At 74.5% G+C, this 14,541-nt stretch carries 14 protein-coding genes; 8 read left to right on the top strand and 6 right to left on the bottom strand.

All coding sequences use genetic code 11. The annotated features are described in order from the left end of the window. Window positions 1-38: 38 nt before the first annotated feature. Complete coding sequence (locus ACTEI_RS24665; protein ID WP_122979835.1) at window positions 39-1,067, bottom strand: chemotaxis protein CheB; 1,029 nt, start codon at window positions 1,065-1,067, stop codon at window positions 39-41. A 134-nt stretch (window positions 1,068-1,201) separates the two neighbouring features. Here ACTEI_RS24665 and ACTEI_RS24660 point away from each other — a divergent pair, with 134 nt between their 5' ends. Together ACTEI_RS24660 and ACTEI_RS24655 are read left to right on the top strand one after the other, a co-directional pair. Continuing rightward, window positions 1,202-2,275: a chemotaxis protein CheB gene (locus ACTEI_RS24660; RefSeq protein ID WP_122979834.1), complete on the top strand. Its 1,074-nt coding sequence runs from the start codon at window positions 1,202-1,204 to the stop codon at window positions 2,273-2,275. A gap of 23 nt (window positions 2,276-2,298) precedes the next feature. Further along, window positions 2,299-2,682, top strand: coding sequence for a hypothetical protein (locus ACTEI_RS24655; RefSeq protein ID WP_164466084.1), 384 nt, complete (start codon window positions 2,299-2,301; stop codon window positions 2,680-2,682). 13 nt (window positions 2,683-2,695) lie between these two features. Here the strand turns inward: ACTEI_RS24655 and ACTEI_RS24650 are convergent, their stop codons facing one another. Together ACTEI_RS24650 and ACTEI_RS24645 are read right to left on the bottom strand one after the other, a co-directional pair. Beyond that, window positions 2,696-3,049: an STAS domain-containing protein gene (locus ACTEI_RS24650; protein WP_164466082.1), complete on the bottom strand. Its 354-nt coding sequence runs from the start codon at window positions 3,047-3,049 to the stop codon at window positions 2,696-2,698. 98 nt (window positions 3,050-3,147) lie between these two features. Continuing rightward, the gene (locus tag ACTEI_RS24645) at window positions 3,148-3,882 is read right to left on the bottom strand and encodes an STAS domain-containing protein (RefSeq protein WP_187645906.1); all 735 of its coding nucleotides are present in this window, start codon (window positions 3,880-3,882) and stop codon (window positions 3,148-3,150) included. 246 nt (window positions 3,883-4,128) lie between these two features. Between ACTEI_RS24645 and ACTEI_RS24640 the strand changes: the two genes are divergently transcribed. The 3 genes from ACTEI_RS24640 to ACTEI_RS37335 all read left to right on the top strand — a co-directional run bounded on the left by ACTEI_RS24640 (window position 4,129) and on the right by ACTEI_RS37335 (window position 6,507). Next, entirely contained in the window at window positions 4,129-5,511 is a 1,383-nt protein-coding gene (locus ACTEI_RS24640) for a M20/M25/M40 family metallo-hydrolase (protein ID WP_239082518.1), read from the top strand. Window positions 5,512-5,538: 27 nt separating this feature from the next. Further along, window positions 5,539-6,264, top strand: coding sequence for an alpha/beta hydrolase (locus ACTEI_RS39040; protein WP_122979831.1), 726 nt, complete (start codon window positions 5,539-5,541; stop codon window positions 6,262-6,264). 102 nt (window positions 6,265-6,366) lie between these two features. Next, complete coding sequence (locus tag ACTEI_RS37335) at window positions 6,367-6,507, top strand: hypothetical protein (RefSeq protein ID WP_164466080.1); 141 nt, start codon at window positions 6,367-6,369, stop codon at window positions 6,505-6,507. Window positions 6,508-6,562: 55 nt separating this feature from the next. Here the strand turns inward: ACTEI_RS37335 and ACTEI_RS24630 are convergent, their stop codons facing one another. Beyond that, a complete protein-coding gene (locus ACTEI_RS24630; RefSeq protein ID WP_203723733.1) occupies window positions 6,563-7,153 on the bottom strand; it encodes a hypothetical protein in 591 nt (196 codons plus the stop codon). 185 nt (window positions 7,154-7,338) lie between these two features. On the opposite strand from ACTEI_RS24630, the gene ACTEI_RS24625 reads away from it, so the two are divergent. Beyond that, window positions 7,339-8,742 (top strand): hypothetical protein, encoded by a 1,404-nt coding sequence (locus ACTEI_RS24625; RefSeq protein ID WP_122979830.1) that lies wholly within the window; start codon window positions 7,339-7,341, stop codon window positions 8,740-8,742. 68 nt (window positions 8,743-8,810) lie between these two features. Here ACTEI_RS24625 and ACTEI_RS24620 read toward each other — a convergent pair whose 3' ends face one another. Together ACTEI_RS24620 and ACTEI_RS24615 are read right to left on the bottom strand one after the other, a co-directional pair. Continuing rightward, complete coding sequence (locus ACTEI_RS24620) at window positions 8,811-10,235, bottom strand: mannitol dehydrogenase family protein (protein ID WP_122979829.1); 1,425 nt, start codon at window positions 10,233-10,235, stop codon at window positions 8,811-8,813. Window positions 10,236-10,323: 88 nt separating this feature from the next. After that, the gene (locus tag ACTEI_RS24615) at window positions 10,324-11,913 is read right to left on the bottom strand and encodes a mannitol dehydrogenase family protein (RefSeq protein WP_122979828.1); all 1,590 of its coding nucleotides are present in this window, start codon (window positions 11,911-11,913) and stop codon (window positions 10,324-10,326) included. Window positions 11,914-12,230: 317 nt separating this feature from the next. Between ACTEI_RS24615 and ACTEI_RS24610 the strand changes: the two genes are divergently transcribed. After that, entirely contained in the window at window positions 12,231-13,187 is a 957-nt protein-coding gene (locus tag ACTEI_RS24610; protein ID WP_122979827.1) for a nucleoside hydrolase, read from the top strand. Between the two features lie 51 nt (window positions 13,188-13,238). Further along, complete coding sequence (locus ACTEI_RS24605; protein ID WP_122979826.1) at window positions 13,239-14,534, top strand: ABC transporter substrate-binding protein; 1,296 nt, start codon at window positions 13,239-13,241, stop codon at window positions 14,532-14,534. The last annotated feature ends 7 nt before the right edge of the window (window positions 14,535-14,541 follow it).

Genomic DNA, 14,541 nt, shown 5'->3' with positions numbered 1-14,541 from the left:
GCCTTCCGCCGCACGTCGACCTGCCGGTGGAGGCTACCCTACGGGTGACCGGTGACCGGGGTGTTCGTGGCCTCCCCGGCCGGTGTCGAGGCGGGCCCCAGCTGGGCGATCAGCCCCCGGATGGTGTCCCCGGCCCGTGCCGCCTCCACCGCCAGGTCCCGGAAGCGGCTGCCGGTCGCGGACTCCGGCGACCGCTGCGCGGTCGCCAGCCGCCGGCTGAGCGCCGCCTTGTCCTCCAGCGCCCGCAACGCCATCCACAGCGCGCTTTCCAGCGCCTCGTCCGGCTCGTCCAGCAGGCCTTCCGGCGCCCAGGCATGTCCGGCCGGGCAGCGGTACCGGGGCGCCGGGCCGCCGCCGAACGGGACCAGCGCCCCGCCGCAGGACCGGCAGCCGTAGCCGGCAGCCGGCGTCGTGAGGTCTTCGGCGCTCGGCGGGCCGGGCTCGCCGAGCGCCGTGTCGGCGTCGCCGTCCGGGGGGCCCGCCTCGGTGCGTGGCAGGTCCATGGCGGTGATCCGGGCGATCAGTCCGCCCAGCCCGGCGGCGGGCGCGACGTGGCGGGTGGGGACGTACGCCAGTGCCGCCGCCGGCATCGCGGCGAACAGCGCCTCCGCCGGGTCCTGGACCACCGCGGTGCCCCCGCGCGCGACGAGGCCGGCCAGGCCGGCCGCGCCGTCGTCCCGGGTGCCCGACAGCACCACCCCCACCGCGCGCGGCCCGAAGGCCCGCGCGACGGAGCGGAAGAGCGGGTCGATCGCGGGTCGGTGACCGTTCTCGGTCGGACCCCGCGTCAGCCGGATCCGGTTGCCGAGCACCAGCAGGTGGTGGTCGTGGGGCGCGACGTGGATCCGGCCGTGACCCAGTTCGGCGCCGTGGACGGCGGTTTCCGCCACCAGCGGCCCGGTGCGGGTCAGGATCGCCGGCAGCACGCTCGGCGCGTCCCGGGGGATGTGCAGGACCACCAGGACGGTGCCGGGGAAATCGGAGGGCAGCCCGGCGACCAGCGCCCGCAGGGCCTCGACCCCGCCGGCGGACGCGCCGATGGCGATCACATCCCGATGCTGGCTCATGGTTCCTCCAGACCACCCCATCGTACCTTCGGTGACCTGCGGATCCGGCCTGCGCTTCCGCGACGGCGGCGGATGCCGCGGTTTGCCGGCCACCGTGCCGGGCATGTGGTGTCCGAGGCGAGGGGTGACAACGGATGGCGCGACGCGACCTGATCGTGATCGGTGGTTCGGCCGGCGCCCACGCCGCCCTGCAGAAGCTTCTGGCGCGGCTGCCGGTGGACCTGCCGGCCGCCGTCCTGATCGTCACGCACCTGGCACCCGGGGCCCGCAGCGCGCTGGCCGACGTGCTGGCCAAGCAGTCCGTGCTGCCGGTCGCCGCCGCGGCAGACGGCGAGACGGCCCGGCCCGGCCGGGTCTACGTGGCCGTCCCGGACCACCATCTCGTCCTCGGCGCGGGTGACGTGCTGCGGCTCAGCGCCGGTCCCCGGCAGAACCGGGTGCGGCCGGCCGTGGACGCGCTGTTCCGCGCGGCGGCCCGGTGGGGCGGCGCCCGGGTCGCCGGGGTGGTGCTGTCCGGAAGCCTGGACGACGGGGCGGCCGGACTGGCGGCGGTGGTGCAACAGGGCGGCGCGGCGCTGGTGCAGGACCCGGAGGAGGCCCGCTTCCCCGGCATGCCGAGGGCCGCGCTGGCGGCCGTGCCGTCCGCGGTGGTGGCGCCCGCCGGGCAGCTCGGGAAGCTGCTCACCGAGCTCGCCGGGCGACCGGTCGGCGCGGGCGGGCCGCCGGACGAGGATCTGATCTGGGAGACCGACATGGCCGCCGAGGGCCGTACCGCGGTGGGGCTTCCCCAGCGCCCGGTGGCGTTGGGCTGCCCCGACTGCCGGGGCGGGATGTACGAGGTACGCACCGGCCGGGCCGTGCACTACGTGTGCCACGTGGGGCACTCGTGGTCGCCCGAGTCGTTCGTCGTGGCCAGTGACGACGGCATCGAGCAGGCGCTGTGGACGGCGGTCAGCGCGATGCAGGAAAAGGTCACCATGCTGGGGGAGCTCGCGGTGGGCGCCGAACGGGCCGGGGACCGGGACCGTTGCGAGGGCTACCGGACGGAGGCGGATCGGGTCCGCCGCGACGCCGCGCTGGTGCAGCACCGCATGCTCGGGGCCGGCCAGCCGGCGCCGGAGTCGCAGCGGCCACCGGGCGTGAGCGGGGTGCGGCCGCACCCGGGTCCCCGGTGCGCCGGGCCGGGGGCCGGCGCTCCCGTGCCGTGAGATCGGCCGGTTAGCATGGGCCGGTGGGCGGCCGACGGGACAGTCAGGATCAGCCTTCCGTGCACGAGGGAGCGGTGCGGCGGCGCGAGGAAGCTGTCTCCGCGCGCGAAGCCGCCGCGGACCGGCGGGATGCCGCGGCGGATCGGCGCGAGATCCTGCTGGAGATGCGCAGCAGCGAGGCCGACCTGCGGGACAGCCGGGCCGATGAGCACGGCCGGCGGGAGCGGCGGTCGATGGACCGCCGGCAGGCCGCGGCCGACCGGCGTGCCGCCGCGGCCGACCAGCGCGACCGGCTCGCCGACCAGCGCGACCGGCTCGCCGACCGGCGTCAGCATGCCGCCGACGAGCGGGACCGGCTGGCCGACCAGCGGGAGATCGATGCCGAGCTGCGCCGGGAGGACGGGTAGGCCGGTCCGGGGCTCAGGCCGGGGCCGCGCCGGCGTTGTCCGGCACCGGAGCGGTGGCGTCCAACAGGTCGATCAGCCCGCTGATCCGCAACACCTGGTGGCTGATCCCGTGCACGTTGATCACCCGGTAGGCACGCCCGTTGGTGAGGGCCGCCTCCCGGCCCTGGAGCAGCGCGCGTACGCCCGCGGCGCCCAGGAAAGTGACGTGTCGCAGGTCCACGACCAGCTCGGCGGTCCCGTCCTGCTCCGCCGCGTTGCGCAGGAACGCGGCGAGCCCCGCGCTGGTGTCCTCGTCGATCTCCCCGATCACCGCGATGTGGCAGCTGCCGGCATCGTCGTGCTTGCGTACCGCGAATGGGCTGGACATGGCATCCTCCGGCGACACGACGGGGGCTTGGGACGGCTCCGATCGCATGTCGATAACCGACCGTGGCCGAGTCAAACATCCGGCCTGGCCGGAGCGGCTCAGCCGGCCCCGGTCCGGCGTGGCAGGGTGGCCCACACGATCTTGCCGTCGTGCGCCGGCAGGCTGCCCCACCGCACGGCCATCGCATCGACGAGCATCAGCCCGCGTGGGACCGCGGGGTCGGCCGAGACCCGGCACGGCAGCACCGGTTCCGCGGCGCTGCCGTCGCGCACGGCCACCGTGAGGTACCGCGGGCCCAGAGTCATTCGCAGGTCCACCATCGTCTGGGCGTGCACGACGGCGTTCGCCACGAGCTCGTTCGCGATCAGGCTGGCCGGTCCGGTCAGGTGCGGCAGCTCCCATCGCAGGCAGGCCTCGGTGGCCAGGTCGCGGGCCCGCTGAGCGGCGCCGCTGACCGGCAGCAGCCGGTCGCTGACCGACGGCATCCGCCGCCGTGGCTCAGCGGCCAGCGCCGCCGCCACCGACGAGTGCACCGCCAGCCGGCTGTAGGTGGTGGCGAGAACGCGCGCCAGTTCCGGATCCGGTGCGGCGAGCAGCAGCGGGGTGCCGGGCCACAGCGACGCGTGCCGGCTGACCGCCGCGAACACCGCAGCGGCAGCCGGCTCGGCGATGACGGCGCCGGTGAGGTCGACGACGATCGCGTCCGGCTGGTCGACCAGTGACTTCAACAGCACGGCTCGCACCCGCGGCGCGGAAGCCAGCGACAGCTCGCCCCGCACGCGCACCAGCAGGCGCGTCCCTACGGGGTCGACGTCGCACCGGATGGCAGACACGTGTCCATTCTTACGCGTCGAGGCGGGCGTGGCGAGCCGGCCGAGCTCAGCGCATCCGCAGAACTCGGCCGGCCCGGCACCCGCGCGGATGTCGGTGCCGGCGTGCACCGTGGGCCGGCGCCGCGCCGGGCTACCCGCGCCCGGTGCGGTCTGACGCCCGGTTCCGGCCGGGCGCCCCGTCGATTCGGTCGCATGACCGGCCGGGACGGGGGTAGACGTGCCGCGATCCTGATCACGAGGAGGCGAATGTCGATGGCGGAGATCCACGAATATCTGGCGGCGAACCGCTCCGAACTGCTCGGCCAGCTCGCCGAATGGGTCGGCGTGCCGTCGGTCGCCGGGACCCCCGAGCACGAGCCCGACCTGGTGCGATCGGCGAACTGGCTGGCCGCGGTGCTGCGCGACACCGGATTCCCGACCGTGCAGGTGTGGAAAGCGCCGGGCGCCCCGGCGGTGTACGCCCAGTGGTGCGCGGCGCCCGGCGCCCCCACCGTGCTGATCTACAGCCACCATGACGTGCGGGCGGTCAAGGGCGAGGACTGGGAGGAGACCACCCCCTTCCAGGCGGTCGTCCGGGACGGCTACCTCTACGGCCGCGGCAGCTCGGACGCCAAGGGTCAGGTCCTCACGCACGTGTGGGGCCTGCGCGCGCACCTGGCCGCGACCGGCGCCGACGCGCCGGCGGTGAACATCAAGCTGCTGGTCGAGGGGGAGGAGGAGACCGGCTCGGCGCAGCTGGCCGACCTCATCGAGCAGCACCGCGACCGCCTCGGCGCGGATCTGGTGATCTTCTCCGACACGCTGCTGTGGCATGCCGAGCATCCGGCGGTCTGTACCAGCATGCGCGGGATGATCAGCGCCCAGCTGCAGGTGTACGGGCCGCTGCGGGACGTGCACAGCGGCGCGGTGTCCGGCCCGGCGCCCAATCCGGTGTTCGAGCTGTCCCGGTTGCTCGCTCAGCTGCACGACGACAAGGGCCGGATCACCCTGCCCGGCTTCTACGACAGCGTGGCCGAGCCGACCGAGCGCCGGCGGGCGGAGCTGGCCGCGCTTCCCTTCACCGACGAGGACTGGCTGGAACGCTCGCAGACGCGCAGCATCGGCGGCGAGGCCGGGTACACCGTGCTGGAACGGCTGTGGCTGCGGCCGGCGGTCGAGGTGATCAGCGTGCTCGGGGGCGAGGCGAGCGGGCCGTCGCTCGCGGCGGTGCCGGCGGTCGCCGAGGCCGCCCTGAGCATCCGGATCGTGCCCGACCAGACCCCGGACGAGGTGGCGCGGCAGGTGCGCGACTGGGTCGCCGAGAACATCAGCGACCGCGTGGAGTACCAGCTGACCATCTCGGAGGAGACCGGCCAGAAGCCGTACGCCACCCCGCCGGACCACCCCGCCGTCGAGGCCCTCGCCGCGGCGATGGCGGACGGCTTCGGTGTGCCGGCCGGCCGGATGGGCAACGCCGGGGGCGGACCGGCCGAGCTGCTGTCACGCGTGATCGGGGCGCCGGTGCTGTTCTTCGGCACCGGGCTGCCGGAGGACCGCTGGCACGACAGCGACGAGCGGGTCTCCATCGACGTGCTGCTCGCCGGGGCGGCCACCCTGGCGTCGCTGTGGTCGCGGTTGTCCCGGTGGTGACCGGGCCGAACAGGTGAGGAGAGACCGATGCCGGTGACAGCGGAACCGGGGCGTCCGCACCGCGAACCGGAGGAGAACCCGGAGCACGGCCGGTTGAGCGTCCGCCGGGGCACCGCGATCGTGCCCGGTCGTGCCGGGACGCCGGGCTCCGGCACGACCGCCGGTGACCCGGGCGCCGGTGACCCGGGCGCCGCGGTCTTCGTGCCGGAACCGGCCGGGCGGGACGCGTACCGTCTGGTCGTGCTGCTGCACGGCGCCGGGGGCTCGGCCGGCCAGGGCCTCGGCCTGATGCTGCCGGTGGCCGAGCAGTACGGCCTGATCCTGCTCGCGCCGCAGTCGGTCGCGGCCACCTGGGACATGATCTCGTCGGGGTACGGCCCGGACGTGCGCCGGCTGGATCGGGCGCTCGCCGAGGTGCTGGCCAGCTATCCGGTGGCGGACATGTTCATCGGGGGCTTCTCCGACGGCGCGTCGTACGCTCTCTCCCTCGGTATGACCAACGGCGACATCTTCGACGGCATCGTGGCGTTCTCGCCGGGCTTCGCCGCGCCGATGGTGTCGCACGGCTCACCGCGGATCTTCGTGTCGCACGGCGACGCCGACCGCGTCCTGCCGATCGACCGGTGCAGCCGGCGGCTGGTGCCCCGGCTGAGCGCGCTGGGCTACCGGGTGACCTACGACGAGTTCCGCGGCGGTCACGAGGTGCCGGACCGCATCGTCGTCCGGGCCGCCGGGTGGCTGGGGGAGAGGTGAGCCGCCACCGGCATAGGACCGCCGGGTTGCGGGAATCCCACGACTCTCCCGGCCGCTGGCGATCGGGAGCGCCGGTGACGATGTCGAGATGAGGGCGAGACGATGAGTGAGATGCCGCAGCCGGACGACCAGCCGGAACCCGTCGAGGTGCCGGAGCAGCCGCAGGACACGGTGAACGACCCCGACGACGTGCACGGTTCCGATGTCACGGCGGAGGCCGGCGCGCCGGAGCCGACGGACTGACCGGGCCGGTGGAAGCGGGCAGCCGGCCCGCCCGGTGACGCGGGCCGGCTCCGGCTCAGTTCGGCAGCAGCCGTCCCAGCACGCCCTTGGCGGTGGCGCCGGCCCGGTAGGACTGCACCAGGTGGGAGCCGGCGGCGATGTTCGCGCCGGCCAGCACCGGCCCGACGAACTGGGCGACCCGCTGCTGCCGCTGCCACTTCGCGATCCGCTCCGGGGTCCGCTCGGTCGGAGTGGTCGCGTCGGTGACGTCGACCGGCTCACCCATGCGTTCCGCCTCCGCCGTGGCGTCGGCGATGCGCTTGCCGCAGTAGGCGGCGTACGCGGTGGCCGCGGCGCCCGCCACGGCGAGAGCGGCCTTGGCCGCGCCGACCGTGCCGAAGCCCTTCTGCAGGGCGATCCGGCGGCCGCCGACCCGGGTCAGCTGTATCCCGGCCAGCAGGGTGGCGGCGATCCCGGCCCACTGCGCCGGCGCGAACCGGCCCCACGCCGAGCTGGCCACCCGGATCCGGTCGGAGCCGTCCTTGAGGTCGCGCCCGGCCGAGTTCACCCCCACCACGCCCATGGTGGAGCCGCCGAACCAGAGCGCCGAGCCCAGGTCGTGCACGGCCTGCGCCATCGCGTGTTTGTCGTCCTGCATCGTCAACATCGATAAGATCCCTTCGTCTGTGTCGACGGTCGGTCGCCTGACGAAGTGCCCGGATACCCGCCGTGCCGCGGAGAAACCCGCCGGTCGCCGCCGGGTTCGTGCCGCCCGGCGGGTTTGCCGGACCGGAGCGGGGGTAGCCGGGCGGCGCGAGAGGCCCGACACCGTTGCCGGACGGCGGTACCGCTGTGACGAACCCGAATCTCGACTCCACCCGGATCGCGGCGTTGCCGGCCGCGCGGGTGGTGTGCGCGGACAGCGTCTGCCGCGCGCTGCTCGCCACGGCGGTGCCACCACAACAGCGGCGCGACAGCGTCCTGCGCCGCGTGCCGGTGCTCGGCCGGCGTGGTGAGCTGCCGCCGGACCTGCGGCGGGCGGTGCTGGCCGTGGACGCCGCCGACGAGGCCGTGCCGCTCGCCCGGATGGACGACGTCGACGTGGACGCGGTGGCGGCGTGGATCGCCGGGCGCTTTCCGGCTGCCACGTACCCCGCCGCCGTGCTCGGCTCGCCGCACGGCGCCGCGGTGCATCTCGCGGCCGCCTGCCGTGGCGCCTGGCTCCCCACGTCGTTCACCCTCACCGCGCCCTGGCCCGGCGGGTCCGCCGGGGACTGGGTGTCGGCCATGGCGTGGGGCACCCGGCTGGCGCAGCGGCTGATGGACCGCAATCCGGCGATCACCGTACGCCAGGTCCACGATCCCGTGCTGCGGGGCGCGCTGTGCGGCGCCACCGTGTCGTTGCAGGTACGATGGCGGACCCTGCCACCGGCGTACCGGGACTTCCTGGAGCGCCGGATCGCGGCCGGTGGGTCCTCCGTGCTGGTGCGTGACCTGCGCACCTGGCCGGTGCTGGACGGCCCGCCCGGCTACGGCTTCCAGATCGGCACACCGACCAGCGGCTGGACCGCGGCCGGCTACCGCACCGACCACCCGGCGTTCCGGCGGCTGCTGCACGAGATCGCCGCCGGCCGGTGGCCCGGCCCGGGGCCGGCGGTCGGCCCGGGGTACGCCGAGACCAGCGGAGAACCCACGATCGACGCCGAGCTGCACCGTGCCGCCGCGGCGACCGGCCGGGCCCACCACCGGGTGTACTACACCGATCCGCAGGCCCTGAGCGCCGGCGTGGCCGACATGTACCGCGCCTGGTGGCGATCCGCGGGCGGCGGCCGGCACGCCCTGGTGCACACCGCCCGGATGACGGACCCGTGGCGGAGCATCCGTGGCCGGATGGTGCCCTACTGGTGCGAATCGTCGTCACGCGCGGTCGTCGACGCGGTGCAGTTGTGGCTGGCCGGCAGCGAGCCGTTCGACCGGATCAGCGTGCTGCCGGACCCGCCGGGCAGCCCGGACGACAGCGTGGCCACCCTGACCCACTGGCGCGCGGTCGCCGCCTTCGCGGCCCGGGACGGGCGGGTGGACGAGCTGGTGGCCGGCCGGTATCCGCTGCTGCCGCCGGCCGCCGCGCACGCCACCCGGTACCCGGTGGACGTCACCGAGCCGGCCGGTCCGCCCGCGCCGCTGCCGGTCGCCGAGGCGCTGCGGCATCTCGGCGCGTGCAACGGCCTCTCCGGGCTGGTGATCGCCTCGGCCTGACCTGCTGCATCTCCGGGTCGCCCTGGAACCGGACGTCCGATCCGGTGTCCGGCCCGGCCCACCGGCGGTCAGGGCGTGACCAGCCACTGGAGGGTGGCCCGTGCGCCCCGGTGGTGGAGGGAGGCCAGCGCGGCGCGGTAGGCGGACACGAACCGCTCGTGCTCCACCAGGTCACCGAACACCTCCCGGTACGCCACGAAGGCCAGCGGGTCGGCGCGCTGCCGGCCGGCGTTGGCCATCAGGATGTCCCGGAGCCGGTCGACGACCTCGATCGGCGCGCCGTGCTCGTCGACCCCCTCGGCGTACCGGGCCCAGCTGGCCACCACCGCGGCGGCGCGGTGGATCTCCCCGCCGGTGGCCAGATGGTGACGGATCACCGGGAGCACCCATTTCGGGATCCGGTCGGAGGTGTCCGCGCACAGCCGGGCGACGGTGTCGCGCACGGCCGCGTTGGAGAAGCGTTCGATCAGCTGGCGCTGGTACGCGGCGAGGTCGATGCCCGGCACCGGTGCCAGGGTGGGCCGGGCCTCCCGGTCCAGGTAGGCGAGCAGGAAGGTGGCGAACAGCCGGTCCTGGCACACCTCGTGCACCAGCCGGTACCCGGCGAGGTGGCCGAAGTAGCACAGCGCCTGATGACCGGCGTTGAGCAGGCGCAGTTTCATCATCTCGTACGGCCGGACGTCGGCGGCCAGCTGCACACCGGCGTCCTCCAGGGGCGGCCGGCCGAGGCTGAAGTCGTCCTCGACGACCCACTGGGTGAACGGCTCGCACACCACCGGCCACCGGTCGTGGACGCCGAACCGCCGGCCGATCTCGGTGATGTCCCGGTCCGTGGTCACCGGCGTGATCCGGTCGACCATGCTGTTCGGGAACCGGACGTGCCCGGCGATCCAGTCGGCCAGGCCGGGGTCGCGCCGGCGGGCGAAGGCGACGAAGCTGCGCCGGGCGGTGTCGCCGTTCTCCTGGATGTTGTCGCACGACATGATCGTGAAGGGCGGGGTCCCGCTCTCGCGGCGCCGCGCCAGCGCGTCGGTGATCAGCGCGAACATCGAGCCGGCGGTGCCGTCGGCGGCGGGGAAGGCGTAACCGCCCTCGGTGACGGTCAGCGAGACGATCCGGACCGCCGGGTCGGCCAGCTTCCGGATGACCCGCTCCGGGTCGTCGGGGGCGAACAGGTGCTCCCGGATCGAACCGACGACCCGGGGCGTCAGCGTGCCGTCGGGGGCCTTGACGACGAGCGTGTACAACCCGTCCTGGGCGTTGAGGATCTCGTTCATCCGGCGGTCGCCGGGCATCACCCCGACGCCGCAGATCGCCCAGTCGAGCGCCTTGCCGGCGTTCATCAGGCGATCGATGTACATCGCCTGGTGTGCGCGGTGGAACCCGCCGACGCCGAAGTGCACGATGCCGGTGGTGCACCGGGCCCGGTCGTACCGGGGCCCCGGAATCCCGGCGGGCAGGTCGGGCAGGGTGGCGGCGGTCAGCGGGATCATGGACCCTCCAGGTTCCCGCCGGCCGCGACGGCGGTCGGCGCCGCCGCGGCAAGGATCCGCAGGGGTACGGGCCGCCGCCCGGCCGGCGTCATGCGACGGCCCGGTCCGGATCGCGCCCGGCCGTCGCGGCCCAGGCCGGGTCGTGCGCCGCGGTGGTGTGCGCCCGGTCCTGCCCGGGCAGCAGCTCGGCGGCCAGGTAGTCGCAGATCGTCGCGGCCGGTCCGTACAGCTCCAGGTCATGCAGAGCGTACTCGAGCATGGTGACGAAGTCGTCGTCGTCGCTCAGCGGGCCGAAGAGCGAGCGGTCCGCCAGCAGCGGGCGCGGGTCGGTGCCGCCGGCCACCGCCAGGGGCTGCAGGGCGTCCCGGCGGGCGTCCCTGACCTCGATGGGCGCGCCGGTGAGATCGTATCCCCGCAGGTAGCAGAACCATCCCGCCACGGCGAGGGTCAGCAGCAGCGCCGGTTTCCCCTCCCGGCGCGCGCTGATCAGCGAGGGCAGCAGGTAGGCCGGCATCTTGGTGGAGCCGCGCCCGCACAGCCGGGACAGCTGGTCGCTGATCCGCGGGTTGGCGAACCGCTCCAGGATCGTCCGCTGGTAGGCCTCCGGGTCGACCCCGGGCGCCGGCGGCAGCAGCGGCGCGATCTCCTCCCGCATCAGCGCCGCGAGATAGTCGGCGATCACCGGATTGGCCATGGCGTCGGTGCTGGTGCGGTATCCGCCGGCCAGCTGCCCGAGATAGCCCAGGGCGCTGTGGCCGGCGTTGAGCAGCCGGGTCTTCATCAGCTTGTAGGGTGCGACGTCGGGAACGAACTGGACGCCGACGCGCTCCAGCGGCGGGCGGCCGTTGCAGAAGTCGTCCTCGACGATCCACTGGATGAACGGCTCGGTGATCACCGGGGACCGGTCGAGGACGCCGAACCGGTCGGCCACCAGCCGGCGTGCCTGGTCGTCGGTCTGCGGGGTGATGCGGTCCACCATGCTGGCCGGGAAGGACGCGTGCGTCTCGATCCAGGCGGCCAGCTCGTCGTCGCGCAGCCGGGCGAGGTCGAGGACGGCGGCGCGGGTGGCCGCGCCGTTGTCCGGCAGATTGTCGCAGGAGAGCACGGTGAAGGCGGGCAGCCCGGCGCGGCGGCGCAGGTCCAGGGCCTCGACCAGGTAGCCGGGGGCGGTGCCGGGATGCCGGGGGTCGGCCAGGTCGGCCCGTACCGCGGGATCACCGGTCCGGAGCCGGCCCGTGTCGTCCAGGTGATAGCCGTCGCCGGTGATGGTCAGGGTGACCACCCGGATGCGCGGGTCGGCGAGGCAGTCGAGCACGGCACGCGGGTCGGCCGGGGCGTACCGGTAGCCGATCATCGAGCCCACGGCCCGCGCGGTGTCGCCGTGGCGGCTGCGCTGCACGACCGTGTAGAGGCAGTCCTGCGGGATCAGCGCGTCGCGCATGGTCGTGGAGCACAGCCCGACGCCGATCTCGCCCCAGCCGGTGTCGCCCTGGCGGGCCAGCTCGTCGAGGTACACCGCCTGGTGGGCGCGGTGGAAGCCGCCCACCCCGAGATGGACCACCGCGGGGGTCAGCGCCGCCCGGTCGTACGCCGGCACGTCGACGCGCCCGGCGAAGGTGGGCAGGGTCCGGTCGGTGAGCGGGCGCCCACCCAAAGGGGCAGAAACAGTGACGTTCATGGTCAAACCTTTCGAAATCCGTGCGCACGCCGTCGACGCCGGTGCCGGCGGGTGAGCCGGTCCGGGCACGGGCACGGTGGAGGGGAGCGCGGCCGCGTGGGCCGCGAGGTGCGGGAGCCGGCCGCTGCTTGACCGGTCCCGAAGACGCGGCCGGATCCCCCGATCGGTACGCCCCAAACGCCCGATCTGTCGGGCAGATCCCGCCGGGCGTGCCGAGGTTCGTTAGAACCGCGGCCGCCGGGGTAGACGGCGCCTCACCCACCGCCTCGACCGCGGCTCACCGAGCCAGCGGCGCATCGAGCGGGGAAAGGGGCGTCGTGCACCGCATCATCCTGGACACCGACGTCGCCATGGGCGCGCCCGGCTCCGACATCGACGACGGCTTCGCCATGGCCCTCGCCGTGGACCTGGCCGACCAGTCACTGGAGCTGGTCACCACGGTCAACGGCAACACCGACGTCGAGACGGCCACCGTGGTGGCGCTCGACCTGCTGGACCGTCTGGGCCGCCCCGGCATCCCGGTGGTCAAGGGCGCCCCGGCCCCGCTGCTGCGCCCGCTGCACGACCATCCGGCCCGCGACCGGGTGGCCGGGCTGCGGGAGCGGCTGGGCGGTCGCGCCCCGGCGCCCGGCCGCGCGGCCACGGCGATCATCGACCACGTGCTCGCGAACCCCGGCGAGATCAGCCTGGTGGCGATCGGGCCGCTGACCAACGTCGCGGTCGCCCTGATCCTGGAGCCGTCGCTGAGCTCGGCGGTCAAGGAGATCGTCGTGATGGGCGGTGTCTTCCTGCGGACCACCAGCAGGTTGTCGATGCCGGGGGAGTTCAACATCTGGATCGACCCGGAGGCGGCGGCGATCGTGCTCAACAGCGGCGCGCACCTGCGGTTCATCGGGCTCGACGTCACCCTGCAGGTGCAGCTGAGCCGGTGCGACGCCGACCGGTTGCAGGCCACCGGCCGCCCGTTCGCCTCGTACGCCGGCAGGTGCGCCAACGCCTGGATCGACTACCTGCGCGCCGCGTACCCGCGGCAGGGGTTCGACCATGCGCCCATGCACGACCCGCTCGCGGTCGCGGTGGTCAGCCGGCCGCAGCTGGTGACCTGGCGGCCCGCCCGGGTGGTCGTCGAGGCGTGCAGCGACATCACCCGCGGCGTCACCGTGGCCGACCTGCTGGTCTCGCACCGGCCGCCGCAGCCCAACTGCCTCGTCGCCACGGAGGTGGACAGCGCCGCCTTCATCGAGTTCTTCCTCAACCACGTCTACTCGCTCTGACCCGCGCGACGCGCCGGCGCCGCGACGGTCCGGGGCGGGAAGGGAGCCGGGATGCCGGTACCGACGATCCACCACCCCGGCGCACGCCGGTTGCTGCCGCTGCTCGCCGCGGTGACGCTGATCGTGGCGGTGGCCGGCTGCGGTGCCCGCGGACCCTCCGGCATCACCACGCTGACCTTCGTCAACGCTCAGGACCCCGGAACCTTCGACCGGGTCGTCGCGGCCTTCGAGGCGGCCCATCCGGCGATCCGGATCGAGCAGCAGGCCGTGCCGTTCGACGACCTCAACGCGACGCTCCAGTCCCGGCTGGGCACCAGGGACGCGGACATCGACCTGTACGACGTCGACGAGCCGCGGCTGGCCGCCTTCGCCGCCCGCGGGTTCCTGGAGCCGCTCGACGACCTCGCCGGTGCGGCGGCCGGCCGGATCGACCCCGCCGCGCTGAAGATCACCAATTACCGGGGCACGCAGTTCGCCATGCCCCGATGGACCTCCAGCCAGCTGCTCTACTACAACCGGGCGCTGCTGGCCCGGGCGGGGATCACGCCGCCGAGCAGCGCTCCGCAGAGCCCGGCCACCTGGGAGCGGATCACCGCGGACGGACAACGGGCGCAGGCGGCCGGCGCCCGGTACGGCCTGATCTTCGACCAGGTGGACCGCTACTACCAGCTCCAGCCCCTGGCCGCCTCGCTGGGCGGCGGACCCGGCCTGACCGGCCCGGACCTGCTGGAGCCGGACATCACCAACGCGGCCTGGACGCAGGCGTTCAGCTGGTACCACGCGATCTTCCGGAGCGGGGTCGCCCCGCGCGGCATCAACCCGGAGCAGACGCCGTCGCTGTTCGCCGCGGGCAGCACGGCGTACTTCGCCGGAGGCCCGTGGAACGCCGCCGCCTTCGACGAAGCCGCCGACGTCGACTACGGCGTGGCGCCGTTCCCCCGTTTCGCGCAGGGCCGTCCGGCCACGTCCACCGGCTCCTGGGCGACCGGCATCAGCCCGTTCTCCGCGCACAAGGACGCCGCCAAGGAGTTCCTCCGGTACATGACCGTCGATGCCGCCGGCGCCGGGCAACTGGTCAGCGACAACATCCCGGTGCAGCGGCAGGCCTTCGAGCGGTACCTGAGCCGCCTGCGCGACCGGGGCGCCCGGTACGCGCAGATCGCCGGCATCGTCCGGTACGCCCTGGCCGGCACCTCGGTGTCCCGGCCGGTCACCGTCGGCTACGTCGACTTCGAGTCGGTCATGAACAGGGCGTTCGCCGACATCCGCAACGGCACGGACGCCGCCGCCCGGCTCGGCCAGGCCACCGGGGAGCTGACCCGTGCGCTCGCCAAGTACCGCAGATAGGAGGCCG

The organism is Actinoplanes teichomyceticus ATCC 31121 (assembly GCF_003711105.1).
Classification (GTDB): Bacteria; Actinomycetota; Actinomycetes; order Mycobacteriales; family Micromonosporaceae; genus Actinoplanes; species Actinoplanes teichomyceticus.
This window is presented reverse-complemented; position numbering and strand designations above follow the sequence as displayed.